General features: G+C 69.0%; 24 protein-coding genes and 1 tRNA gene. 10 read left to right on the top strand and 15 right to left on the bottom strand.

Annotated elements, in window-relative coordinates; translation table 11 throughout:
* Positions 1 to 15: 15 nt before the first annotated feature.
* From KBY71_RS03770 to KBY71_RS03785, 4 genes are all read right to left on the bottom strand, one after another.
* A complete protein-coding gene (locus KBY71_RS03770) occupies positions 16 to 447 on the bottom strand; it encodes a photosystem I reaction center subunit II PsaD (RefSeq protein ID WP_254927631.1) in 432 nt (143 codons plus the stop codon).
* A gap of 106 nt (positions 448 to 553) precedes the next feature.
* Positions 554 to 1,927 (bottom strand): histidine kinase dimerization/phospho-acceptor domain-containing protein, encoded by a 1,374-nt coding sequence (locus KBY71_RS03775; RefSeq protein WP_254927632.1) that lies wholly within the window; start codon positions 1,925 to 1,927, stop codon positions 554 to 556.
* Positions 1,924 to 3,201 carry a rod shape-determining protein RodA gene (gene rodA, locus KBY71_RS03780; protein WP_254927633.1) on the bottom strand — a complete coding sequence of 426 codons (1,278 nt, stop codon included), beginning with the start codon at positions 3,199 to 3,201 and terminating at the stop codon, positions 1,924 to 1,926. The genes KBY71_RS03775 and rodA overlap by 4 nt, the downstream gene beginning before the upstream one ends.
* A 5-nt stretch (positions 3,202 to 3,206) precedes the next feature.
* The gene (locus KBY71_RS03785; RefSeq protein WP_254927634.1) at positions 3,207 to 4,304 is read right to left on the bottom strand and encodes an Mrp/NBP35 family ATP-binding protein; all 1,098 of its coding nucleotides are present in this window, start codon (positions 4,302 to 4,304) and stop codon (positions 3,207 to 3,209) included.
* A gap of 150 nt (positions 4,305 to 4,454) precedes the next feature.
* Between KBY71_RS03785 and hemF the strand changes: the two genes are divergently transcribed.
* The gene (hemF, locus tag KBY71_RS03790; protein WP_315858513.1) at positions 4,455 to 5,558 is read left to right on the top strand and encodes an oxygen-dependent coproporphyrinogen oxidase; all 1,104 of its coding nucleotides are present in this window, start codon (positions 4,455 to 4,457) and stop codon (positions 5,556 to 5,558) included.
* On the opposite strand, the gene KBY71_RS03795 is transcribed toward hemF, so the two are convergent.
* A complete protein-coding gene (locus KBY71_RS03795; protein ID WP_254927635.1) occupies positions 5,485 to 6,318 on the bottom strand; it encodes a dehydrogenase in 834 nt (277 codons plus the stop codon). The genes hemF and KBY71_RS03795 overlap by 74 nt on opposite strands.
* A 52-nt stretch (positions 6,319 to 6,370) precedes the next feature.
* The gene (locus KBY71_RS03800; protein WP_254927636.1) at positions 6,371 to 6,922 is read right to left on the bottom strand and encodes a cofactor assembly of complex C subunit B; all 552 of its coding nucleotides are present in this window, start codon (positions 6,920 to 6,922) and stop codon (positions 6,371 to 6,373) included.
* Positions 6,923 to 6,993: 71 nt separating this feature from the next.
* Here KBY71_RS03800 and KBY71_RS03805 point away from each other — a divergent pair, with 71 nt between their 5' ends.
* Complete coding sequence (locus KBY71_RS03805) at positions 6,994 to 7,671, top strand: ribonuclease D (protein WP_254927637.1); 678 nt, start codon at positions 6,994 to 6,996, stop codon at positions 7,669 to 7,671.
* A gap of 19 nt (positions 7,672 to 7,690) precedes the next feature.
* Here the strand turns inward: KBY71_RS03805 and KBY71_RS03810 are convergent, their stop codons facing one another.
* On the bottom strand, positions 7,691 to 7,948 hold the full coding sequence (locus tag KBY71_RS03810) for a hypothetical protein (RefSeq protein ID WP_254927638.1): 258 nt from the start codon (positions 7,946 to 7,948) through the stop codon (positions 7,691 to 7,693).
* Between the two features lie 29 nt (positions 7,949 to 7,977).
* A complete protein-coding gene (locus tag KBY71_RS03815; RefSeq protein WP_254927639.1) occupies positions 7,978 to 9,240 on the bottom strand; it encodes a lipid-A-disaccharide synthase-related protein in 1,263 nt (420 codons plus the stop codon).
* Between the two features lie 44 nt (positions 9,241 to 9,284).
* On the opposite strand from KBY71_RS03815, the gene KBY71_RS03820 reads away from it, so the two are divergent.
* Both KBY71_RS03820 and KBY71_RS03825 read left to right on the top strand, forming a co-directional pair.
* Positions 9,285 to 9,355, top strand: a tRNA-Cys gene (locus KBY71_RS03820).
* A 154-nt stretch (positions 9,356 to 9,509) separates the two neighbouring features.
* Positions 9,510 to 9,680, top strand: a complete 171-nt coding sequence (locus tag KBY71_RS03825; RefSeq protein ID WP_254927640.1) for a hypothetical protein — start codon at positions 9,510 to 9,512, stop codon at positions 9,678 to 9,680.
* Positions 9,681 to 9,704: 24 nt separating this feature from the next.
* Here the strand turns inward: KBY71_RS03825 and KBY71_RS03830 are convergent, their stop codons facing one another.
* Together KBY71_RS03830 and KBY71_RS03835 are read right to left on the bottom strand one after the other, a co-directional pair.
* The gene (locus KBY71_RS03830; protein ID WP_254927641.1) at positions 9,705 to 10,238 is read right to left on the bottom strand and encodes a hypothetical protein; all 534 of its coding nucleotides are present in this window, start codon (positions 10,236 to 10,238) and stop codon (positions 9,705 to 9,707) included.
* 8 nt (positions 10,239 to 10,246) lie between these two features.
* Positions 10,247 to 10,414, bottom strand: coding sequence for a hypothetical protein (locus KBY71_RS03835; RefSeq protein ID WP_254927642.1), 168 nt, complete (start codon positions 10,412 to 10,414; stop codon positions 10,247 to 10,249).
* 35 nt (positions 10,415 to 10,449) lie between these two features.
* Between KBY71_RS03835 and KBY71_RS03840 the strand changes: the two genes are divergently transcribed.
* Positions 10,450 to 11,424, top strand: coding sequence for an aldo/keto reductase (locus KBY71_RS03840; protein ID WP_254927643.1), 975 nt, complete (start codon positions 10,450 to 10,452; stop codon positions 11,422 to 11,424).
* On the opposite strand, the gene KBY71_RS03845 is transcribed toward KBY71_RS03840, so the two are convergent.
* Positions 11,421 to 12,098 carry a hypothetical protein gene (locus KBY71_RS03845; RefSeq protein WP_254927644.1) on the bottom strand — a complete coding sequence of 226 codons (678 nt, stop codon included), beginning with the start codon at positions 12,096 to 12,098 and terminating at the stop codon, positions 11,421 to 11,423. The two genes, KBY71_RS03840 and KBY71_RS03845, sit on opposite strands and share 4 nt — an antisense overlap.
* Positions 12,099 to 12,303: 205 nt before the next feature.
* On the bottom strand, positions 12,304 to 13,344 hold the full coding sequence (gene purM / locus KBY71_RS03850) for a phosphoribosylformylglycinamidine cyclo-ligase (RefSeq protein WP_254927645.1): 1,041 nt from the start codon (positions 13,342 to 13,344) through the stop codon (positions 12,304 to 12,306).
* 415 nt (positions 13,345 to 13,759) lie between these two features.
* On the opposite strand from purM, the gene KBY71_RS03855 reads away from it, so the two are divergent.
* Both KBY71_RS03855 and KBY71_RS03860 read left to right on the top strand, forming a co-directional pair.
* Positions 13,760 to 14,311, top strand: coding sequence for a septal ring lytic transglycosylase RlpA family protein (locus KBY71_RS03855; RefSeq protein WP_254927646.1), 552 nt, complete (start codon positions 13,760 to 13,762; stop codon positions 14,309 to 14,311).
* An 82-nt stretch (positions 14,312 to 14,393) separates the two neighbouring features.
* Entirely contained in the window at positions 14,394 to 15,947 is a 1,554-nt protein-coding gene (locus tag KBY71_RS03860; protein ID WP_396095067.1) for a bifunctional pantoate--beta-alanine ligase/(d)CMP kinase, read from the top strand.
* Here KBY71_RS03860 and KBY71_RS03865 read toward each other — a convergent pair.
* From KBY71_RS03865 to KBY71_RS03875, 3 genes are read right to left on the bottom strand one after another with little or no spacing between them, the layout of a single operon-like run.
* On the bottom strand, positions 15,944 to 16,447 hold the full coding sequence (locus tag KBY71_RS03865; RefSeq protein ID WP_254927648.1) for a low molecular weight protein-tyrosine-phosphatase: 504 nt from the start codon (positions 16,445 to 16,447) through the stop codon (positions 15,944 to 15,946). The two genes, KBY71_RS03860 and KBY71_RS03865, sit on opposite strands and share 4 nt — an antisense overlap.
* Positions 16,444 to 17,094, bottom strand: coding sequence for a HEAT repeat domain-containing protein (locus KBY71_RS03870; RefSeq protein WP_254927649.1), 651 nt, complete (start codon positions 17,092 to 17,094; stop codon positions 16,444 to 16,446). Before KBY71_RS03870 ends, KBY71_RS03865 begins: the two co-directional genes overlap by 4 nt.
* On the bottom strand, positions 17,091 to 17,915 hold the full coding sequence (locus KBY71_RS03875; protein WP_254927650.1) for a HEAT repeat domain-containing protein: 825 nt from the start codon (positions 17,913 to 17,915) through the stop codon (positions 17,091 to 17,093). Before KBY71_RS03875 ends, KBY71_RS03870 begins: the two co-directional genes overlap by 4 nt.
* A gap of 494 nt (positions 17,916 to 18,409) precedes the next feature.
* On the opposite strand from KBY71_RS03875, the gene KBY71_RS03880 reads away from it, so the two are divergent.
* The 3 genes from KBY71_RS03880 to KBY71_RS03890 form a co-directional block, all read left to right on the top strand.
* A complete protein-coding gene (locus KBY71_RS03880; RefSeq protein ID WP_254927651.1) occupies positions 18,410 to 19,123 on the top strand; it encodes a heme oxygenase (biliverdin-producing) in 714 nt (237 codons plus the stop codon).
* Positions 19,124 to 19,140: 17 nt separating this feature from the next.
* Entirely contained in the window at positions 19,141 to 20,214 is a 1,074-nt protein-coding gene (locus KBY71_RS03885; RefSeq protein WP_254927652.1) for a glycosyltransferase family 1 protein, read from the top strand.
* A 10-nt stretch (positions 20,215 to 20,224) separates the two neighbouring features.
* Positions 20,225 to 22,427 (top strand): ATP-dependent helicase (locus KBY71_RS03890; protein WP_254927653.1); only part of this gene is annotated, 2,203 nt, incomplete at its 3' end.

A 22,427-nucleotide genomic window follows, 5' to 3' on the forward strand; every position in this document is an offset into this window, starting at 1 on the left:
GTTGGTCGGCGCCGTTCAGGCGTCGAAGGTGTTCTTGCCGGTGAACTTGAGGTTGGCCGGGTTGGGGTTGGCGCCGATCCGACGGGGGTTGTGGCCCACCATGGCGCGGCCTTCGTTCACCTTCTCGGGGAAGACGCCGTCTTTGGGGTGCAGGAACTCGGTGTCACCGCCGGGGAAGATCCGGTAGATCTTGTAGTCCTCGATCCGGGGCTTGAACTTGGTGCGCAGCTGGGTACCGAGCGCGAGGCACTGCTCCTTGCGGGCGAAGTACATCAGGTTTTCGCCCTCGTTCATGTGGGCGGCGCCGCCGGTGGGCAGCTCAAACACCTGCTCCTTGGGGCTGGACCAGGTGATGGCGTATTTCTCCTCGGTCTCAGCGGAGTTCAGCAGGCCGCCGGTGCTGCCGATGTACTTCGGGAGTTGACCGCTGAGCGCCGTAGCTGCCATGGCTTTGGATCGTTTCAGGCGGAAGCTAGCACCGTGTTTTTGCCCGAATCCCGCCTGGCGCCGCACTCTTCACACCCGTCAACAAACCACGCCTCCGGGCGCATCCTCAGCACAGCGGGAAGAACACCGTGAGGCCGCTGCCACTGCGTTCGGTGAGCCGGCCGCCCAGGCGATGGAACAGCCGCTGGGTGGCCTGTCGGCTCAGCTGCAGGCTGCCGGTGGCTGGGTTCCAGCTGAGCACCGGTCCCACCAGCTCCCGCTGTTCCCCTTCGTGCTCCCGGGCGGCGGTGGAGTCCTCGTTGCGCTGGCCTGCGCTGCTGAGCTGGAGTTTCAGCCTGGAGCCGGCGGGGGACAGGCTGAGGGTCACCGTGCTGCCGGAAGGCAGGGTGCGGCTGAACCGGTCGATCAGGCCGCCGAGCATTGTTTCCAGGCGGGCCGGATCGCTCAGCACCTGGGGCAGGCCCTCGTCGATCACCAGCTCCAGAGCCAGGTCGCGGCGGGCCAGTTGCCGTTGCCAGAGCTCGTGCTGTTGCTGCAGCACCGCGCTGAGGTCGGTGCGGGCCAGGGCGTGGCGCTCGAGGGGCTGTTCGCTCCCCGGTTCGCGCTGCAGCTCGGCGGCCAGGAAGATCAGGCCAAACCGATCGATCTGCTCGCTGCACTCACCATCAATCTGCTCCAGGCGCTGGCGCACCACCTCGGGCAGATCGCTGCGCCGCAGCAGGGAGCGGATCAGGGTGCGGATCGTGGCCAGCGGGGTGCGCACTTCGTGGGTGAGGGCCTCCAGCAGGGCCAGCTCGCTGCTCACGGCCCGGGACGCGTCGCCCTGGAGGCGTTCACGGGTCGTGCCGCCGTGGACCAGGGGTTGCAGGGTCAGGCTGGGGGCCATGGCGGCCAGCCGTTCCCCCATCCGCGGCCAGAAGCGCATCCCCAGCTGGTCGTCGCTGCGCAGGGGGCCCAGCCGCTGGAGGGCGGTGCGCAGGGCGCCGGACGCGTCCGGGTTGCCCGCCAACAGACGGCCGTCGATCAGGCCCAAAGCCCCGGACAGGGCCTCCGGATCGAATCGCACGATCAGGCGCCGGGCCTCGGCCGGTCCATCGAGGCAGAGGGCCACCTGCAACTGGGGCGTGATCACCAGCAGCAGCGGATCGGTGCCATCGCCTTCTTCGAGGGTCATCCGATGGAAGCTCCCTCCCGTACCGGTTGGGGCGCTCCCTGGGAGCAGGGCGGCGGAGCCGGGCAGCAGATCCTGCAGTTCCCGTGGGGCCCACACCCAGCCCTGGAGCTGTTGGAGCAGTTCGGGTTCGTAGAGGGCGGGCAGGGGGGCTGCCAGCCACAGCCCCTGCAGTGGTTGCCGGGGCAGCAGAAAATCCTCCTGCAGGGTGGCCAGCGCCGCCCACCACTGGCGTCGCACGCTGTCCTCGTTGCCGACGCCGGCGGGGACGCCCTCGGCCAGGCAGCGGCGCAGGTCGGACAGGCTCACCAGCGTCCTTGGGCCGAGCGACCCCGGCGGGCCACGGAGGCGCACAGCCCGAGGGCGATGAAGTTCACGAGCATGGCGGACCGTCCATAGCTGAGCCAGGGAAGGGGAATTCCGGTGATCGGCCCCAGGCCGATGGTCATGTTGATGTTCACCACCACCTGGAACATCAGCATCGCGCCGATCCCCACCACCACCAGGGCTTCGTAGTCGGTGCGGGCCCGTCCGGCGATCTGGAGCAGCCGCCACATCAGCAGGGCGAAGCCGGCCACCACCAGCACCGAGCCCAGAAATCCGGTCTCTTCCCCCAGGGCGCTGAAGATGAAATCGGTGTGCTGCTCTGGGATGAAGCGCAGTTTGGTGAGGGATCCATTCATCAGGCCCGTTCCCCAGAGCTGGCCGGACCCGATGCCCACCGTGCTCTGCAGCAGGTGGTAGCCGCCGCCGAGTGGGTCCTGGGCGGGGTCGAGAAACAGGGTGAGTCGGGCCCGCTGGTGGGGGCGCAGGCCGTGTTCCCACAACAGGGGGGTGGCCACGGCGAACAGCCCCTGCACCGCCAGGCTGATGCTCAGAGCAACCCGTTTCCAGGGCAGGCTCTTCCAGGCCAGCCAGCCCATCAGGGGAATCCAGCCGAGGAGCAGCCAGGGAAGGGTGCCAGCCACGATGGCCGCCACCAGTGGAGAGAGCAGCAACACCACCCAGGCCCCGGGCATGCCGGCCCAGAACAGCATCACCAGAAGAACGGCCCCGAAGACCAGGGAGCTGCCCAGATCAGGCTGCACGAACACCAGAAGCCAGGGAAGGGCAATCAGGCCCACAGGACGCACCAGATCGACGGGGCGATCCACCGGGTGCCGCGCCAGCACTCCGGCCAGCAGCAAAATCGCTCCCACCTTGGCGAATTCCGAGGGCTGCACGTAGAAGCCGCCGATGTTGATCCAGCTCTGGGCCCCCAGGGCGCTGGTGCCCACGATCCGAACGGCGATCAGGCTCGCCACCATGGCGCCATAGATCGGCCATTTGAGCGGAATCAGCCGCTCCAGGGGCATCCTGGCCAGCAGCAGGGCCACCACCATGCCCACCGCTGCGGTGATCCAGTGCTGATACCAGTCGGCGTAATCGGCCTGGCGCTGGGTGCTGGCGATCAGGATGCCGGCGATCGCCACCATGGCCAGGGGGACCCCCCAGAGGATCAGGTCCACATCGGCCAGGGGGCTGCGCCGGCCGCTGCGGCCGCTGAAGAATCGGGAGTTGCGCCGCCCCAGCTGGCTCAGCATGGTGGTCAGGCCGGCACCAGGTGGGCCGCCCCGATCCGCTCGGCCAGAGCCCGGAAGGCCTGGGCACTGACGGAGTCGGGGTGGGAGAGCACCACGGGCCGGCCGGCATCGCCGCCTTCCCGCACCGGCATTTCCAGCGGCAGCTCCGCCAGCAAGGGCACCCCGGCCTCCTCGGCCAGGCGGGCGCCCCCCCCACTGCCGAAGAGGGCGTAGCGCTTCTCCGGAGCATCCGGCGGGATGAAGGCGCTCATGTTCTCCACCACGCCCAGCACGGTGACGCCCATCTGCAGGAACATCGCCAGCCCGCGCCGGGCATCCTGCAGGGAGACCTGCTGGGGTGTGGTGACGATGATCACGCCTGCCATGGGAACGGCCTGGGCCACGGTGAGTTGGGCGTCGCCGGTGCCGGGGGGTAGGTCGACGATGACCACATCCCGCTCGCCCCAATCCACCTGATAGAGGAACTGGCGGATGATGCCGTTGAGCATGGGGCCCCGCCAGATCACCGGTTGGTTCTCCTGGATCAGCAACCCCATCGAAACCATGGCGATTCCGCAGGTCTCGATGGGCGTGAGCACCTGCTGGGCGCCTTCACCGCGCACCTCTGGCGTGCGGTCGGCCACGCCCAGCATGGTGGGGGCGTTGGGCCCATAAATGTCGGCATCCAGCAGGCCCACCTTGAGGCCGGAGGCCGCCAGGGCACAGGCCAGATTCACCGCCACCGTGCTCTTGCCCACGCCCCCTTTGCCGCTGCTCACCGCGATCACCTGACGGACGCCGGGGATGGCCTGACGATCCGGCAGCTGACCGGGTGCCGCGCCCGGGGCCCCATGGCCGGCGGCTCCGATGGGAGCCCCTCCAGCGGGCTGGGCCACTTCGATCTGCACGTCGGCCACCCCATCGAGGGCGAGCAGGGCTGCACGGGCTTCGGCGGCGATGCGATCGCGCTGAGCCTGGGCAAAACCTGGCAAGGCCAAGCGAAACACGGCCCGATCGCCCACCAGTCGGGGGGCCTGGATCCAGCCCAGCTCGATCAGGCTGCGCCCGCTGCCAGCATCCTGGACGGCGTTGAGGGCGGCTTGGGCCTGCTCCACTGAGGCCATCGGCAATCCAAACAGGGCCTGCGATCCTAGGTGGCCTGCCCCGCGAGGAGGGGGGCGCCCTGGCCGTGACAGACCCTCTCGAACACTTGTCTGAGGGGAGGCTGGCCTGAAAAGGTGAGACCTTTCCGGCGTCTTTCCGGCGCACCGTCGATGCTCAAGGCCTTGCTGGCGCGTGGCAAAAACAAGCTGGGTGGAGGGGCCTCGAGTCCGGTCGGCAATGACGGAGCCCTGGAGGCGCCGCCCGCCGACTCGCGCGCCCGGGCCAAGGCCCTGCTGATGGGCCTGCAGGACTCCATCTGTGCGGGGCTGGAGCAGCTCGATGGTGAGGCCCCCTTCGCAGAGGAGAGCTGGGTGCGTCCTGAGGGCGGCGGCGGTCGCTCCCGGGTGATGACCGGCGGCCGTGTGTTTGAGCAGGGCGGCGTGAATTTCTCCGAGGTGGAGGGTTCGGAACTGCCCCCCTCGATCCTCAGCCAGCGTCCGGAAGCCAAGGGCCACCGCTGGTTTGCCACCGGCACCTCGATGGTGCTGCACCCCCGCAATCCCTACATCCCCACCGTTCACCTCAACTACCGCTACTTCGAAGCGGGTCCGGTGTGGTGGTTTGGCGGCGGCGCTGACCTCACCCCCTACTACCCCTTCCTGGAGGACGCCCAGCACTTCCACCGCACCCTCAAGGGCGCTTGCGACAGCGTGAACCCCGCCTACTACGAGGTGTTCAAGCCCTGGTGCGATGAGTATTTCTTCCTCAAGCACCGCCAGGAAACCCGCGGGGTGGGCGGCATCTTCTACGACTACCAGGATCCCCGCGGCGTGCTCTACAAGGGGCAGGACCCCAAGGGCCCGGCCGCTGCGGAGAGCAACCGCATTGGCCCGGTGCAGCAGAGCTGGGAGCAGCTGTTCGCCCTGGCCAGTGCCTGTGGCAACGCCTTCCTGCCCAGCTACGTGCCGATCGCCGAGAAGCGCCACAACACCCCCTACGGCGAGCGGGAGCGCCAGTTCCAGCTCTATCGCCGCGGCCGCTATGTGGAGTTCAACCTGGTGTTCGACCGGGGCACGATCTTCGGCCTGCAGACCAACGGCCGCACCGAGTCGATCCTGATGTCGTTGCCGCCCCTGGTGCGCTGGGAGTACGGCTACCAGCCCGAGGCGGGCAGCCGCGAAGCCCTGCTCACGGATCTGTTCACCAAGCCCCAGGCCTGGTTGACCGACGCCTCTCTGGCCGCCCGGTGCGCTCCCCATCAGGCGGTGGGGTGAGCGCTGCAGGATTGGCCGCGGCCATGGGGGCGCCTGGGCTGCGGCCGAGGCCCTGTTCCAGGGCGTTCACCACCCGGACGGCAATGGCCTCCAGGGTGGCCTGCCGCCGGATCGGATCGCGCAGGGCCGCTTCCAGGGCCCCCTCCAGTTTGCCGATTTCCAGGATGGCAATCCCCCGCTTGGGGGCTCCCAGGCCTTCGCGGTACAGCAGGGGGTAGGGCCCGAAAGCGAGCGCCAAACTTTCATCGAGGCGGCTGGGTGGGCGATGCAGCGGGGGGATCAGCCCTGAGCCCACCCCGTCAGGCCCGTAGGCGTCGTAGTGGATTTCCAGGGCATAGCCACCGGCCTCGGCATGGGCCTTGCCCACACTCCAGTTGGTGCGCGGGTCGTCACCGTCGGCGATGGTGCGCAGCGGGGGGTCGTAGAAGCGGATCGCCAGCCCCCGCCGCTGGCCGAGGGCCACCACGGCCTGGGCCGTGAGTAGATTCCAGTGGAGTTCGTCGCGGAGACCGGGCTGCATCGGGGCGGCTCCGGTCAGGTCCACCGCAGCTCCCGCCGTGCCGGCCCCGCCGATCCCCTGGGAATCGGCATGGCCGGCGAGCACCAGGATTGGGGTGGTGTTGGGCAGGGGAGCCAGGCCCACCCAGTCCTTGGCCAGACGGCTGCGGGGCCCGGTCAGCGGATCCAGGTTGGCCACCAGGGGGGCCTGGGCCGCGGCGGTGCCGCCGAGGGTGAGAACCCCGATCAGGACGGCCACCATCCCTTGGCAATGCGGCCTGGCGTGGTGCGGCATGGCGGGCCTGGACGGAGAGCTAGATGGGGGAACTGAGCAGTTTGCCGTCGCTGAACAAGCCGAGCTGGGGCCCCAGTTCCAGTTCCAGCGCAATCAGTTCGTCCCGGTGGGCACGGAGGCGTAGGGCACTGCCGGTGGCGCTGTCGTGGCTGATCAGGCGCAGTTCCAGGGTTTCGGCGCGCATGGCCCGGTTGCGGTAGATCAGCCCCGCGGCCGGGCCCAGCAGGGCCAGCAGCAGGGGCCACCAGCCCAGTGGGGGGAGCAGCTGGCGCAGCACCAGGCCCAGGCAGGCGGCCCCCACGGCTCCCAGCACCGAGAGCAACACCGCCAGCCACGGGCTGGCGGCCACTTCAGCGCGAAAGCAGAGGTGGCGCCGTTCCGGATCACTCGACTCGGTCTGCCAACCGCGCTGCTGCAGCCAGTCACTGAGCTGACTCAGCACCTCCAGGGGGGGGCGGGAGGAGCGCACGTCCACCACGGTGGTGCGGTCCTTGCTGGCAGCCCGCAGAAAAAACACCAGGCCGATGGCCAGCAGCAGGGTGAGCAGCAGGGTGGAGCCGAGGTTGACCATGGGACCCATTGTGGCGTCGGCCGGCCGCGCCGTGGCTTGTCAGCATGGGGGCGATCTTCCGCCTCCTCGGCATGGCCGCCCCGTCCGCCCCCAGCAACCTGCCAGCTCCAGCCCGGTTTGCCGTGTTTGACGGCGATCTCGATGCGGAGTGGGCCGCCCTCTATGCCGGCGCCCGGGCCCTGGCGGTGGACACCGAGGCGATGGGTCTGATCCACGGCCGCGATCGGCTCTGCCTGGTTCAGCTCTGCGACGACCACGACAACGTCTGCTGTATCCGCCTCTCCCGCGGCCAGAGCGAGGCGCCCCGGTTGAAGGCGCTGATGGAAAACGGCGCCGTTGAAAAGGTGTTCCACTTCGCCCGGTTCGATGTGGCCGCCCTGGCCGAAAACCTCGGCATTGCCGTGGATCCGATTTTCTGCACCAAGATCGGCAGCCGCCTCGGCCGCACCTACAGCCCGCGGCACGGCCTCAAGGACGTGGTGCAGGAGCTGGTGGGGGTGGAGCTCGACAAGCAGGCCCAGAGCTCTGACTGGGGCAGGGTCGAAGACCTCTCCGAGGCCCAGTTGACCTATGCCGCCGGGGATGTGCGCTATCTGCTGCCCGCTCGGGATCGCCTGGAAACCATGTTGCGCCGCGAGGAGCGCTGGGAGCTGGCCCAGCGTTGCTTCAGCTGCCTGCCGGTGTTCGCCGACCTAGACCGCCAGCGCTTTCACCTGCTGTTTGAGCACTCCACCGGCGGCAACCGCTGAAGCCCCTGCCCTGGCCGATTCAGTCCTCCACCATGAAGTTGTCGTCGTTGCCCACCGCTTCCAACAGCGAGGTGAGCAGGGCGTGGTTGCTGGTGCTGTTGCCCTCGGCTTCGGTCAGCATCTGGGCGGCCAGTTCCACCCGGGAGGCGGTGTCCTTGAGGCCCGCCTGGGCGGCCTTGATGTCGACCTTGCGCCGGGCGGCCGCCAGGCTGATGCCCAATTGGCTGGCCAGTTTGCCGCAGGCGGCGTTGTAGGCCCGATCGGGAATGCCGGCCATGGGCGGCGTTGGGGCAGGGGATCAGCCCATCATCCCAGCAGACGTTGCTCCACCAGAGCGGCGATCTGGGCGCTGCCCCCGGCGGGTCCCATGCGCCGGCGGCCGATGGCTCCGAGCTGGTGGCAGGTGCTGGGGTCGTGGAGCAGCTGCTGCAGCCGCCGGGCCAGCTCGTCCGGCTGATGGCAAGGCAGCACGGCGCCCCCCAGCAGCCGGCTTTGGCGGCGGGCAAAGCCAGCCTTGAACTGGGGCCCCGGCCCCGGCAGGGACAGGCAGGGCACCCCCAGCCCCGCCAGCTGTTCGGTGGCGGTGCCGGCGGTGGCCAGGCCCAGCTCGGCCCAGCCGGCCCAGCGGCTGAAGGTGTGGCTGCCGAGCAGCACGGTCCAGCGGCCCAGGCGCCAGCGGCTGCTCGCGCCGATCGCGGTGGCGGCGGGATCGGCGGCCATGGCTTCGAAGCCGGCGCCGCCCAGCAGGGTGGCCCAGGCGTCGGGGCTGGGGGCGGAGCCGGAGGCGATCAGCACGGTGGTGGCTTCCGGCGGCTGGCTCCATCGGAGGCAGCTCAGCAGCCGCCGGGCATTGCCGAGGGCCTCCGGCAGACGGCTGCCGGCCAGCAGCATCAGGCGCCGTTGGCTGTCCAGCCAGGCCGGCAGCGGGGCCTGGGGGAAGCCGTCCATCATCGGGTTTCCCGGCGCCAGGGCCGCCACCCCGTGGCGATGCAGCCCCCGGGCGGTGAGAGGGTCACGCACGGCCACGAGCCGGCAGCGCCGGCTGCCCATCACGGCCCATTCCCAGGGGTCCCATTCACTGCCCTTGCAGCGGTGGTACCCATCGGCCAACGGCGTGGGCCCCCAGCCGGTGGGAGCCACTGAGGCCCAGGTGTAATCGCTCTTGGGCGTGCCGATGAAACCGAAACGGCCGCCGCCGCCCCAGGCCAGCAGCAGGGGCAGCAGGTCGCCCACGGCCAGCACGGGAGCCCCCTGTTGGGCCCAGTGGCGCACCAGTCGCATCTGGCGCCAGCTCAACAGCGGCAGACCGGCGGCCAGGTCGCGGGTTAGGCCCCGCAGGCTCTGGTTGCTGAAGCCGCCGCTGGGCAGCTGCAGCTGGGGGCCGAGCCGCTTGAGATGGCCCTCCGCTTCGTCGTTGGCGAACGCCTCGCCCAGGCCGACCAGGGGCAGCACCCGGATCACCAGCTGCGGTTGTCGGGTCTGCAGGGCCCGCAGGATGCGCTGGGCGATCAGATCCTCCCCGTGGCCATTGCTCAGAACGAGCAGACGGTTCAGCGGCAGGGAGGACATGCCATGGCTGATACGATCCGCTGCAGGGAGTTTGCTCCCTGGGCGGCGGCATGGCCAAGTGGTAAGGCAGAGGATTGCAAATCCTTTACCCCCAGTTCGAATCTGGGTGCCGCCTTTATTCAGCACCTTGGCAGTCGGGCCCCAGGCGAAGCCTGTCAGGAGGCTTGCTCTGCGCCGCTGGAGGGCCCAGCTCTCTCACAGATCCCACACCGTTGCGGCCGGCCGGGATATTTCTGCATAGGGTTTCTGGGTCTTCCCACCTTTCCCAGATGAAGCGCTCCTCCTCCGTTGCGCGCTGGTGCCTGCTCCTGGTTGCCCTGCCCCTGACGGCTGCTGGGCTTGGAGTGCTCCCTGCGCCTGCATCGGCCTGCGAGAAGCACCTCGATGGCCATCAGAACGGTTCCGAGACCCAGGGTGAGGTGCAGGGCGAGCGCCGCTGAGCCAGGCGCGAGCGGGGGCTGGACTCAGAGCCGGGCCTTCGCCTCCCAATACTGACCCTCCTGATCGCGGGCCTGGCACTGCAGGGACCGGCGCTCCAGCAGGCAGGTGCCCTTGGCCAGCCGGGCTAGGGGAATCGTGGGAGCCTGGCTCTCCTCCCCCGCCAGGCTGCTGGCCACGGTGGCCACCTCCAAACGCATCGGCCAGCGGGGTTTGCAGTGGCCATCGGTGCTGCAGCGCATCGGCCTTTGGCCAGGGGCGAGTTGGCCGCCGAACACCAGGTTCTGGCTGCCGAACCGCTGGCTGCCGGAGGGGGTGATCAGTCGCACCGTGAGCAGCCCTTCCAGGTTTTGCTCCAGTCGCAGCCGTCCACAGCTCTGGCGTTGGGCCTGCAGGGGCAATCCCACCAGACCCTGCAACAGAACACAGTCCTGCAGCTTGCTCTCCCAACGGCCAAATGCCTCGGCGTGGCTGGAGGGTGCCCAGCCCAGGAGCGCCAGGCTCAGGCTGAGGAGGGCGGGACGGATGGTCCAGCTCCAGGCCGGGTTGGGACTGGCCATGGGGTGCCTCAGTAGCCGGAGTCGGCCACGCAGCTGCCCTGGCAGCTGATGCCATTGCTCGCCGTGCGGCCGCAGTGCTGGCAGAGCACGGGCTCCTGCTGGGCGGCTGCGGGGCTGGCCGCGGGGAGGGGCCTGGCCACGGGTGCGGAGCTGCCAGGGGTGGGGAGGTCGGGCATTGTGGGACGCAGCACCGCTGGCACGGCCCCCCACGATGGCGCATCCACCGGCCCGTCCGCCTGGGATTGGCGTGGGCACCTGGGCTTGGGGGAATCAGTTGTTGTGGGGGTATGACCCCAGTCAGGATCCGGTGCTGGAAGCCACCTTCGCGGCGGCGGTGGAGGCTGGGCTGCACACCTTCGACACCGCCGATTCCTACGGCACGGGCCGCTTCAATGGCCGCAGTGAGGCCTTGCTGGGGCGTTTCGTGGCAGCCCTCCCCCCCGCCCGTCGGGAGTCGTTGTGCGTGGCCACCAAGTTGGCCCCCTTCCCCTGGCGGTTGGGGCGCCAGGGCTACCAGCGGGCGTTTGAGGCCTCAAAGCAGCGTCTGGGCGGACGGGTCGATCTGGTGCAGCTGCACTGGAGCACGGCCCGCTATGCGCCCTGGCAGGAGGGGCCCCTGCTCGATGGCCTGGCCGATCTGGTGCAGCGGGGTGAGGTGGGTGCCCTGGGTGTCTCGAACATGGGGCCGCGGCGGTTGCGGGCGGTGCATCGCCGACTGGCCGATCGGGGCGTGCGGCTCAGCAGCCTGCAGGTGCAGCTGTCGCTCCTGGCTTCAGAGCCGATTGGCTCCGGTGGCGTGGCGGATGTGTGCCGGGAGCTCGAGATCCACTTGATCGCCTACAGCCCACTGGCCCTTGGCTTGCTGGCCCGGCCTCTCGATCGTCAGACCTGGCCAGCGGGTCCGCGCGGAGCCCTGTTTCGGCGGTTGGCTCCGGCCCTGGTGGACCTTCAGGCGGAGATGGCCCGGATTGCCGTCGGCCAGGCTGGAGGTCTGGCGGCCGTGGCGCTCAACTGGTGCCGGGCCCATGGGGCCATGCCCATTCCGGGGCTGCGGCGGCCCGAGCAGGTGGAGCAGGCCGCGGCTGCCCTGAGCTGGACCCTCAACCTCGAGGATCGTGCCCGCCTGGATGGCCTGGCCCGGGCGCTGGAAGCCCGGATGCCCGCCAATCCGTTCCAGAGCGATTAGCCGGCCTGGGGTGTGGGATCCAGGGTGAGGACCACTGGGAGGGCCTGGGGCCGGACCAGGGGCACCACGGGGGTGGCGCCGGCATCCGGGTGGGTTTCTGCCTCGGCAGCGGCGGCTTCGGGTCCGCAGGCGGCCAGAGCTTCCTGCAGCAGGGAATCAAAGGTGGAGCCAGGCAGCCGGTGCCGGGCCAGTTCCAGAAACACCCGGGCCAGCGATTCTCCGGCGGCGGCCCGCAGGGCGGGGTTGTTGCGACGGAGCTGCAATTCGTCGTCAATCGAGCGGAGGAAGCGCTCGGTGACATCCCGCTTGGTCGAGGCCCGGATGCGGGTGTCCTGCTCGGCTTCGGAGAGGAAGGGCTGGGCCTCGAGTTCCTCCAGTCGGCGTCCCAGGCTTTCGAGCACCTCGCGGGCTTCCTTGGTCACATGGGCCAGCTGGCCATCGGACAGACGGGGCAGATCGGCGACGTAGACCTTGCCGTGATCCCGCAGGGTGAGGAAGGTGGGCCGCAAGCCTCCGCGCTGGGGAGGGGCCACCGGTTCGCGGGGGCGCTGGGGGCGACTGGGGGGAACGGGGCCGGCGGAGCTGCGGCGGCGGGTGATGCGCTGACCCGTAGCCCGATCCTGGGAAGCCCTGTCTTGGGAACCGCGTTGTTCTGAACCTAAGGATTGCGTCATTACGGTCGGCCTGATTTGTCTTCGTTCTTCTCGAGCACCACTGGGTCCACCGGAGTGTCCCTCTGTTTCCAGGGGGAGCGCTCTGGGGCCGGCGGGAAGGCCGACCAACTACAGCTCCGAGGCCAGCACCCTAATCAGCGGTGGGGCAGGCTCCCTGGCCAGAGCCCAAGGTGATGCAATTCGCCAGCCCCGGCTCCAGTAGGGATCAGGGGCGATAGGGGAGGCCCGCCAGCGGTTGATCGCCAGCGCTGCCGCTGGCCACGTGGCCAAGCTCCCAGGCTGGATGGCCCGCGGCGTGGCAGATCGCCAACGCGTCGGCGACGGCGGCGTCTGGCACCACCAGGCAGTAGCCCACCCCCAGGTTGAAGGTGTTCCAGAGATCGGCCTCGGGCACCTCCCCTGCCTGTTGCAACCAGTCGAACAGGGCGGGGCGCTGCCAGCTGGCGGGGTCGATCACGGCATGCACCCCGGCCGGGAGGCAGCGGGGCAGGTTTTCCGGCAGACCGCCGCCGGTGATGTGGGCCATGCCATGGATCGGCAGGCCGGCGGCCAGGAGGGCTTTCACCAGGCCGCCGTAGAGGCGGGTGGGGGTCAGCAGGGCCTCCAGCAGGGGTTGGTCACTCCCCGGCAAGCGGGTGAGGTCGTCGACCGCCTGGGTGTCGAGAATCCGGCGCACCAGGCTGAATCCGTTGCTGTGCACGCCGCTGCTGGCCACGGCCACGATGCGGTCGCCGGCAACCACGGTGCGGCCGTCGATCACCGCACTGGCCTCCACCACGGCGACGCAGAAGCCCGCCAGGTCGTAGCGGCCCGGGCCGTAGAACCCTGGCATTTCAGCGGTCTCGCCCCCCAGCAGGGCGCAGCCGCTCTGGCGGCAGCCGTCGGCAATACCCTCCACCACCTCGGCCATGGCCTCGGGGCTGAGCTTGCCCGTGGCGATGTAGTCGAGGAAGAACAGTGGTTCCGCTCCACTGGTGATGACGTCGTTGACGCACATCGCCACCAGATCAATCCCCACGCCGTGGTGCTGGCCATGGGCCTGGGCCAGTTCGAGCTTGGTGCCGACCCCGTCGGTGCCGGCCACCAGCAGGGGCTCCCGCAAGCCGGCGGGCAGGCGGCAGAAGCCGCCGAAGCCCCCCAAGCCACCCATCACTTCGGGGCGATGGGTGGCCTCCACGCTGGATCGGATCCGATCCACAAAGGCCCGGCCCGCGACCACGTCCACGCCCGCTGTGCGGTAGTCCATCCCGTTGCAGTCCATCAGGAGCAGTGCTCCGATCCTCCAACGCCAGCCGACCCGCCGCCAGGCCAGGGACAATCCGCCGATTGGCACACAAGACAATCAGCTGCGCTAATGCGAGGCATTTGGGTCGCTGATCAGTGGCGGACTTGTCGACCCCGGCTGAGCCCTGTTAGGGCCTGCGCTGTTGGATTTGATGACAAAAGCTGATCGATCTTCGGGGTGTCGTTTTTGACCAAAACCACCGTGCGAAGCCGTTAACTTTGCGGCGTCGTCAATTCCCGATAGGAACTCCGAACGCGAATTCGGATCTCATCTTCATTCAGATCGAGACCGGATCCAACGCTGACGAATCACTGATTGGCCTTTGGCTTTGGCTTCTGGCTGGTGATTGCTGCTTTTGCCGCGGGTTTCGTTTGTTATGCGCAGCACCTTCTCCCTGGGGGCCCTTGCCCTTCTTCTCTCTGGTAGCGCCCTGGTTCCCGCCATGGCCGATTCCAGCAGAGCTGCCACCGGTCACGAGGCTGTCGCCCTCGCTGCACCAGCACCGGAAGCCCAAGAACCCAGCACCAAGGTCGCCATCCGCGAAGCGGATGCCTTACCCAACCCCGAGGACAGCCTGATCAAGCAGGCCCCTCCCGCGCCCATCGCTCCCCTCCCCAAGCCAGCCCCGCGGGTGGTTCACACCGCCAAGGGTCAGGCCAGTTGGTACGGCCCTGGTTTCTACGGAAATCGCACGGCCAGTGGGGAGGTTCTCCGCCCTGGCACGCTCACAGCGGCGCACCGGACCCTGCCTTTCGGCACCAAGGTCATGGTGACCAACCTCTGGAACGGTCGCTCCACCGTGGTGCGGATCAACGATCGGGGCCCCTTCCATGGCAACCGCGTCATCGATCTGGCCCATGGAGCCGCCCACACCCTGGGCCTCACGGCCAGTGGTGTCGCCCAGGTTCGCCTCGACGTGCTCAGGTGATCTGAGCTGCTCTTCGGAGTGTTCACCAGCCCATCCGCCAATCTGGCGGGTGGGTTTTTTGTTGCCGGCCCGCCGTCCCCCCGTGCTTCTGCTCCACACCCGAGACGACCTGGCCGCCTGGCGCCGCCGGCAGACCGGTCCGGTGCATTTCGTGCCCACCATGGGGGCCCTGCATGCGGGCCATCAGCAGTTGATCCGGCGGGCGGCGGAGTCCCGGGGCGGCGGGGCGCCTGCTGTGTTGGTGAGTGTGTTCGTCAATCCGTTGCAGTTCGCCCCTGGCGAAGATCTCGAGGCCTACCCCCGGGACCTGGCCGCCGATGCAGCCCTGGCGGCAGCGGCAGGGGCCGCGGCCCTGTTTGCGCCTTCCGTGGCCGAGATTTACCCCCAGGGGGAGGCCGGCCTGACCCGGGTTGTGCCACCCCAAGCCCTGCGTCAGGGCCTGTGCGGCCGCAGCCGCCCCCAGCACTTCGAGGGCGTGGCCACCGTGGTCACCCGGCTGTTGGCCCTCGTCCAGCCCCATCGCTTGTGGCTGGGGGAAAAGGACTGGCAGCAACTGGTGATTCTGCGGCGGGTGGTGGCGGATCTGGGCCTGTCCGTGCGGATCGAGGGCTGCGCCACCGTGCGGGAGGGGGATGGGCTGGCCTGTAGCTCCCGCAATCGGCGCCTCTCGTTGCCCCAGCGCCAGCAGGCCGCCGCCCTGCCGGCGGGATTGGCGGCCGCGGCGGCCCGGCTGCAGGCCGGGGAGCGTCAGGCCGGGGCCTTGACCGGCGGCCTCACAACCCAGCTGGAGGCGGCCGGGTTGGTGGTGGATTATGTGGAGCTGGTGGCTCCCCATAGCCTGGAGCCGTTGCAGCAGGTGCGGGGCCTGGCCCTGCTTGCTGCGGCGGTGCATTGCGGCCCCAGCCGTCTGATCGACCACTTGTTTCTGATGTCCCGTCTGCCAATCGTTGCCATTGATGGACCGGCGGGGGCGGGGAAAAGCACCGTCACCCGTGCCTTCGCCAGCCGGCTGGGCCTGATCTACCTCGACACCGGGGCGATGTATCGGGCACTCACCTGGTGGGTGCAGCGCGAGGGCGCTGACCCTGCCGATCCGGAGGCGGTGGCGCCATTGCTGCACAACCTGGACCTGCAGCTGAGCTCGGGGCCTGGCGGTGAGCAGCAGGTGCGCATCAATGGCCACGACGTCACCGAAGCCATCCGCAGCCCGGAGGTGACGGCCCAGGTGTCGGTGGTGGCTGCCCATGGCTGTGTGCGCGACGCGCTGACGGCCCAGCAGCAGGCCATGGGCCACAAGGGTGGGCTGGTGGCCGAAGGCCGGGACATCGGCACCGCCGTGTTCCCCGACGCCGAGCTCAAGGTGTTTCTCACGGCCACCGTGGCCGAGCGAGCCCGCCGCCGCGCCCAGGATTTGGCGCAGCGGGGCTTTGGCGTGCCGCCCTTGGCGGAGCTTGAGGCCCAGATCGCTGAGCGCGACCACCTCGATTCCAGCCGCGCCGTGGCGCCGCTCTGTCAGGCCGAGGACGCGATCGAGCTGGTGACCGACGGCATGGCGATTGAGGCGGTGATCCAGGCCCTGGTGGATCTCTTTCGCGAGCGGGTGCCGGAAGAGGTCTGGCCGACCCCCGCTCCCTAGGGGCGCGAAGGCCTCCCCGTGGGTGTGCTGTCCAGGGCGGTGAGCAGGCCGGTGCAGGCGTCTTCCAGCAGGTCGAGCACGTGCTCAAAGCCCGCTGCTCCGCCGTAGTAGGGGTCTGGGACCTCCAGCGCCTCAAACCGGCTGCAGTAGCGCACCAGGGGCTCAATCCGGGGCCGGTGCGCTGGTGCCAGCCCGCTGTCCCGAGCCAGGGACTCCACCTGGGCCAGGTTGCTGGCATCCATGGTGAGGATGTGGTCGAAGTGGAGCAGGTCGTCTGGCTCCAGCTGGCGGGCGCGGCTGGTGAGGGTGATGCCCCGGCGGCTGGCGGCTTCGCGCATGCGCCGATCGGCGGCCGTGCCCACATGCCAGCCCCCGGTGCCGGCCGAGTCCACCACAAAGCGCTCAGTGGCATCCGCCTGGGCCAGCAGGTGCAGGAACACGCCCTCGGCGGCAGGGGAGCGGCAGATGTTCCCCAGGCAGACAAACAGCACCCGTTTCATGGGCACTCCAGCCGGGACAGGGCCAGGGCCGCGCGGCGCTGCACCACCGGAGGGGTGTCGTCGCCCCCCTGGCTGAGGCCCCCCAGGGCATCTCGGGCCTGTTGGCGCTCTAGGGCCTCGGCGGGAAGGCCTGCCACCAGGGATTCCAGCCCCACCGCAACGGCGTAGCGCACCACCCATTCGCCATCGCCGGTGGCCGCGAGCAGGGCCTCCAGGCAGCGCTGGCGCACGCCTTGCTGCTCCGCTCCGGGCAAGCCCCCCAGCTCCAGCTGGCCCAGACCCTTGGCGGCGGCCCGGCGCACGCTGGCCGCCACATCACTCCCCAGCGCATCCAACAGCAGCTCGAGGCCGCGCACGTCGCCGATGCCCGCCAGGGCCCGCACCGCCCAGGCCCGGGCCCCGTAGTTGTCCGGATCCAGTTGCAGCAGGGCTTCCACCGCCGCTGCCCCGAGGCTGATCAGGCCATCCACGGCGGCCACCGCGGCGCCGGGATTGTTGAAGCCCAGCACCTCCACCAGGGTCGGCGCTGCCGCGGGGGCCGTGCAGGCCGCCAGCTCCTGGGTGGCGCGCAGCAGGCCCAGGGCACTGTCGGCCCGCTGGACGGCCTCGATGCGGGCGGCCACGGTGGCGGGGGGCACAGCGCTCATAGCAGCGCATCCATGCAGGCCAGCAGGGCCCCGTCGCCCGGCTCACCCCGGCCCCGTTCCACCAGCCCCCGCAGCGCCATCAGCTTCAGGCTGTTTTCAGCCAGGGTGCCGGCAATGGCCTCGAAGCCGGGCCGCCAGCCGGCGGCTCCCAGGTCCATCAGGGCGGCCCGCCGCACCTGCAGTTGGGGGTGGTCCAGCAGCTCCACCAGCAGCGCTCCCCAGCGGCTGTCGCCGCTGAGTTGCAGCAGGGTGCGCGCGGCAGCGCTGCGGATCAACGGCCGTTCATGGGAGATGAACGGCTCCACCACGGCCAGCACCTGGGGATCGGCTCTGCCGATGTCCCCGAGGGCCTCCAACAGGGCTTCGCAGGGTTCGGCCAGCCTGGGGCTGTCCGGTCGCTGGGCGCCGGCCACGGCAGGGCCGCCGGCGAGCCGGTGGCACAGGGGGGCGATGGCCGCCTCGGCGCGCAGCTCTCCCAGGGCCCGCGCTGCGGCCTCCCGCAGGCCATCGTCGGGGTCTTCGAGGGTGTCCAGCAGGTCGGGAACGGCGGCATGGGCCGCCGGGGCCAGCTTGCCCAGGGCCCGGGCCGCATTGCGGGCCACTGCATTTTCCTCCACGCCAGCCCCCGGATCCCGGGGGCGACGCTGGCGCAGGGCGCTTTGCAGCAGGGGCACGGCCTCGGGGTGCTGGCTGCGCATGCGGCCCAGCCACCAGGCTCCGTAGTACTGCTGGGAGGGATCGTCGCTCTGGCGGAGCCGGCGCAGGGCCTCCTGCTCGCTGATGGGTTCGCCGGCCTCGAGGCCGGCGGCGGCGGCGGGCATGGCGGCTGGGGTGGCGTGCGCACTCGAGGTGATGTTGCCAGCAACTGTCGTCGCGATGGCGGGCCCAAAACAAATAGACAATAAAAACCCCTTTGCGGGGGGGCGACTCAGAGATTGAATGAATTCACGATGTTTGTGCTTTAACTGCTAATCAGGCGATGGCAGCGATGGCGTAATTGAGGTGATTGTTGGAGAATTATGTGCATGCTTGATTTTGCCTGAGATTTAGAGGCTAGCCAAGAAGACAGGTTTTGGAAGCAGGCCGACACGCCCTTAAGCGGGTTTTATGGATGCTAAAGGCGACAATGCTTGTCCAGGGGGGCTGTAATCTGAGCGCTTTTCTGTCATGCCCAGATCGTCTTTCCCCTGAATTCCTGCGGAGCCGCCGGGTTGTGGTAGTTGCAACCCTTTGCAAAGTGCCGTGCCTATGCGGCGTGATCCTCTTATGTTGACTGCGTGTCGGACTGGCACAGCCGCTCTTCTAATCGTTACTCATGGCCGTCGCCCTTGCTTCCCAACTGCGTGAAGGCACCAAGAAGGCCCACACGATGGCGGAGAACACCGGCTTCGTGAGCTGCTTCCTCAAGGGGGTGGTCGATAAGGCCAGCTACCGCACCCTGGTGGCCGACCTCTATTTCGTCTATTCCGCCATGGAGGACGAGTTCGGCAAGCTCAGGGACCACCCGGTGGTGGGGCCGGTGGGTTTCCCTGAACTCAACCGCCGCGACAGCCTCGAGCAGGACCTGGCCTTCTATTTCGGCAGCGACTGGCGCAGTGCCGTCCAGCCCACCCCAGGTGCGCAGAAGTACGTCGACCGCCTGCACCAGGTGGCTCGGGAGTGCCCGGAGCTGCTGGTGGGCCACCACTACACCCGCTACATCGGCGACCTCTCCGGCGGTCAGATCCTCAAGAACATCGCCCAGAAGGCGATGAATCTGGGCGAACACGACGGCCTGCGCTTCTACGAATTCGACGCCATTCCGGACGAGAAGGGCTTCAAGGCCAACTACCGCACCGTGCTCGACAGCCTGCCGATCGATCAGGCCATGGCCGATCGCATCGTGGAGGAGGCCAATCAGGCCTTCCACCTCAACATGGTCATGTTCCAGGAGCTCGAGGGCAACCTGATCGCCGCCATCGGCAAGGTGCTCTTCGGCTTCCTCACCCGCCGCCAGCGGGCCGGCAGCACCGAGGCCGTCGCCGCCTGACTTCGCCCCCCCAGCCCTTGAGGCCCCTTCGCTTTCTGGTTCCCGGCACCACCGGCAGGTTTCGCTGCGGAGGGCTGCTGGTGGAGCAGCAGACAGCTCGCCTGTTGGCTGACCTGGTGCCCACCCAGTTGGTCACCTACCGCCAACGGGAGGCGGAGGTGCCGTTTCTGGCGGACCTGTTGCGGACGGAACCCCTGGGTGCCGCCGCTGCCGATCAGGCGCTTTGGATCGTGAGTTGGGGTTTCGATGTGCCCCGCCAGCTGCGGGCGTTGCGGGGTCGGCCGGCGGCCTATCACGCCCACAGCAGCGGCTACGGCTTTCGGCTGCCCCCCGGGGTGCCGGTGCTGGCGGTGAGCCGCAACACCCTGGGTTACTGGGGCCAGTGGGCCAGCCGCAATCCCCTGTTTCTGGTGCCCAATGCCCTTGAGGCCAGTTGGATCGCCCGGGGAGCTCGCCCCGCCAATCTGGGCGCCCCGCCAGAGCCCGGCGGCCGCTCGATCGATGTGCTGGTGCAACGGCGCAAGACCAGCACCTATGTGCTGGAGCAGCTGGTGCCGGCCCTGCGGGCCCGGGGGCTGCGGGTGGAGGTGCAGGACGGCTGGGTGGAGGATCTGGTGGGCCTGTTCAACAGCGCCACCGTGGTGCTCTACGACTCGGCCGACCACTGGCGCTGCAGCGGCGTGAGTGAGGGGTTTGGCCTGCCGCCGGTGGAGGCGCTGGCCTGTGGCTGCGTGCTGTTCAGCAGCTTCAACCATGCCCTGGCCGACACCCTCGATCCCGGCGGCCTGGCCCACCAGATCGGGGCGGGCACCCTGACGGCCGATGTCGAACGGATCACGGCGGCGGTGGCCGATCCGTCGGCCTGGCTGCCGCCGCCGCGCCAGCTGGAGGAGCTGCTCGAGGAGCTCAGCGAGCCCCGGCTGCGGGAGCGCTGGCGCCAGGCCCTGGTGGCCATCAACGCCCACTTGGATCGGCTCCAGGGGGGTGAAGCGCCGCTGCAAGCCCCTTCCCTGGCCCGGTTGCGGCTGGAGCGTTGGCGTCAGCGGTTGGGCAAGCGGCTTCCCGCTGGACTGGCCCGCCGGCTTGCCTAGGGTCGGCCCCATGAGTGCTTTCCTCGCCGGCCTGAACGATGCCCAGCGCAAGGCGGTGGACCACCACACCGGTCCGCTGCTGGTGGTGGCCGGTGCGGGCAGCGGCAAGACCCGGGCCCTCACCCACCGCATCGCCCATCTGATCGGCCACCACGGCGCCGATCCGGCCCATCTGCTCGCCGTCACCTTCACCAACAAGGCGGCCCGCGAGATGAAGGAGCGGCTGGAGCTGCTGCTGGCCCAGAAGCTGGCCCAGAGCCAGTTCGGCCAGCCGTGGAGCACGTTGCCGGCCGTGGAGCAGCGCCAGCTGCGCAGCCGCATCTACCGCGAGGTGATCAAGGAGCTGTGGATCGGCACCTTCCACGCCCTGTTCGCCCGGCTGCTGCGCTTCGACATCGACAAGTTCAAGGATCCCGAAGGCCTGAGCTGGACCCGCCAGTTCTCGATCTACGACGAGAACGACGTGCAGAGCCTGATCAAGGAGATCGTCACCCAGGAGCTGCAGCTCGACCCCAAGCGCTTTGAGCCCAAGAAAGTGCGCTGGGCGATCAGCAACGCCAAGAACCAGGGCTGGATGCCCGAGCAGCTCGAAGCCGATGCCGGCGGCCAGCGGGGCAAGTTGATGGCGGAGACGTACCGGCGCTATCGGCGTGCCCTGGCCGCCAACAACGCCCTCGACTTCGACGATCTGCTGCTGCTGCCGGTGCAGCTGCTGCGCCAGAACGAGCAGATCCGCGACTACTGGCACCGGCGCTTCCGCCACGTGCTCGTGGATGAATACCAGGACACCAACCGCACCCAATACGACCTGATCAAGCTGCTGGTGACCAACGGTCGCGATCCGGCCGCCTACGACGACTGGAATGGCCGTTCGGTGTTCGTGGTGGGGGATGCCGACCAGAGCATCTACAGCTTCCGCGCCGCCGACTTCACGATCCTGATGGGCTTTCAGGACGACTTCGGTGACGGCGCACCCGGCGATGTCACCAGCACGATGGTGAAGCTGGAGGAGAACTACCGGTCCACCGCCACGATCCTGGAGGCGGCCAACGCCCTGATCGCCCACAACTCCGAGCGCATCGACAAGGTCCTGCGCCCCACCCGCGGCGAGGGCGAGCTGATCTCCCTCACCCGCTGCGACGACGAGATCGCCGAGGCCGAGGCGGTGGTGCACCGCATGCGCATGCTCGAAGCCGCCCACCCTGATCTCAGCTGGGGCGACATGGCCGTGCTGTATCGCACCAATGCCCAGAGTCGGGCGATGGAGGAGTCGCTGGTGCGCTGGGGCATCCCCTACATCGTGGTGGGGGGGCTGCGCTTCTACGACCGCCGTGAGATTAAGGACGTGCTCGCCTATTTGAAGTTGCTGGTGAATCCCGCCGACACCGTCAGCTTGCTGCGGGTGCTCAACACCCCCAAGCGCGGCATCGGTAAAACCACCATTGAGCGGCTCACCGACGCTTCCAACCAGCTCGGCATTCCCCTCTGGGACGTGGTGAGTGATGCCGAGGCGGTGCGCTCCCTGGGGGGGCGGTCGGCGAAGGGGCTGTTGCAGTTCTGCGAGCTGATCAATGGCCTGCAGGCCTGCAGCCAGGACATCGCCCCGTCCGAGCTGGTGCAGCGGGTGATGGAGCAGAGCGGCTACGTGGCCGAGCTGATCGCCGACGGCACCGATGAAGCGGAAGACCGGCGCCGCAACCTCAACGAATTGGTGAATGCCGCGCTCCAGTACCAGGAGGAGAACGAGGAGGGCTCCCTGGAGGATTTCCTCGCTTCGGCGGCCCTGGCCAGCGACGCCGACAGCAAGGACACCGAGCAGGACCGGGTCACCCTGATGACCCTGCATGCCAGCAAGGGTCTCGAGTTTCCGGTGGTGTATCTGGTGGGGATGGAGCAGGGCCTCTTCCCCAGCTACCGCTCCCTCGAAGACCCCTCCGCCCTTGAGGAGGAGCGGCGCCTCTGTTACGTGGGCCTCACCCGGGCCAAGGAGCGCCTGTTCCTCTCCCATGCCAGTGAGCGGCGGCTCTGGGGTGGCATGCGCGAGCCGGCGGTGCCGTCGGTGTTCCTCTCCGAGTTGCCCAGCGAACTGATCCAGGGCGACATTCCCCACAGCGGCGGTGCTGCCATTCGCCGGGAGCAGCGCCTGGATCGCCTCACCCGGGTGGATCGCGATGAATCACGCCAGGTGGCTGCTGGCTGCACGGCCGGGGCCC

The sequence above is a fragment of the Cyanobium sp. T1B-Tous genome, assembly GCF_024345475.1.
GTDB lineage: Bacteria > Cyanobacteriota > Cyanobacteriia > PCC-6307 > Cyanobiaceae > Cyanobium_A.

Coding starts and splice junctions, on each gene's coding strand:
- KBY71_RS03805 (WP_254927637.1), top strand. CDS start 6,994: ATGGCCGCCCCGTCCGCCCCCAGCAACCTGCCAGCTCCAGCCCGGTTT.
- KBY71_RS03770 (WP_254927631.1), bottom strand. CDS start 447: ATGGCAGCTACGGCGCTCAGCGGTCAACTCCCGAAGTACATCGGCAGC.
- hemF (WP_315858513.1), top strand. CDS start 4,455: ATGCTCAAGGCCTTGCTGGCGCGTGGCAAAAACAAGCTGGGTGGAGGG.
- KBY71_RS03815 (WP_254927639.1), bottom strand. CDS start 9,240: ATGTCCTCCCTGCCGCTGAACCGTCTGCTCGTTCTGAGCAATGGCCAC.
- KBY71_RS03810 (WP_254927638.1), bottom strand. CDS start 7,948: ATGGCCGGCATTCCCGATCGGGCCTACAACGCCGCCTGCGGCAAACTG.
- KBY71_RS03840 (WP_254927643.1), top strand. CDS start 10,450: ATGGCGCATCCACCGGCCCGTCCGCCTGGGATTGGCGTGGGCACCTGG.
- KBY71_RS03785 (WP_254927634.1), bottom strand. CDS start 4,304: ATGGCCTCAGTGGAGCAGGCCCAAGCCGCCCTCAACGCCGTCCAGGAT.
- KBY71_RS03880 (WP_254927651.1), top strand. CDS start 18,410: ATGGCCGTCGCCCTTGCTTCCCAACTGCGTGAAGGCACCAAGAAGGCC.
- purM (WP_254927645.1), bottom strand. CDS start 13,344: ATGGACTACCGCACAGCGGGCGTGGACGTGGTCGCGGGCCGGGCCTTT.
- KBY71_RS03835 (WP_254927642.1), bottom strand. CDS start 10,414: ATGCCCGACCTCCCCACCCCTGGCAGCTCCGCACCCGTGGCCAGGCCC.
- KBY71_RS03875 (WP_254927650.1), bottom strand. CDS start 17,915: ATGCCCGCCGCCGCCGCCGGCCTCGAGGCCGGCGAACCCATCAGCGAG.
- KBY71_RS03865 (WP_254927648.1), bottom strand. CDS start 16,447: ATGAAACGGGTGCTGTTTGTCTGCCTGGGGAACATCTGCCGCTCCCCT.
- KBY71_RS03870 (WP_254927649.1), bottom strand. CDS start 17,094: ATGAGCGCTGTGCCCCCCGCCACCGTGGCCGCCCGCATCGAGGCCGTC.
- KBY71_RS03845 (WP_254927644.1), bottom strand. CDS start 12,098: ATGACGCAATCCTTAGGTTCAGAACAACGCGGTTCCCAAGACAGGGCT.
- KBY71_RS03800 (WP_254927636.1), bottom strand. CDS start 6,922: ATGGTCAACCTCGGCTCCACCCTGCTGCTCACCCTGCTGCTGGCCATC.
- KBY71_RS03830 (WP_254927641.1), bottom strand. CDS start 10,238: ATGGCCAGTCCCAACCCGGCCTGGAGCTGGACCATCCGTCCCGCCCTC.
- KBY71_RS03825 (WP_254927640.1), top strand. CDS start 9,510: ATGAAGCGCTCCTCCTCCGTTGCGCGCTGGTGCCTGCTCCTGGTTGCC.
- rodA (WP_254927633.1), bottom strand. CDS start 3,201: ATGCTGAGCCAGCTGGGGCGGCGCAACTCCCGATTCTTCAGCGGCCGC.
- KBY71_RS03855 (WP_254927646.1), top strand. CDS start 13,760: ATGCGCAGCACCTTCTCCCTGGGGGCCCTTGCCCTTCTTCTCTCTGGT.
- KBY71_RS03795 (WP_254927635.1), bottom strand. CDS start 6,318: ATGGTGGCCGTCCTGATCGGGGTTCTCACCCTCGGCGGCACCGCCGCG.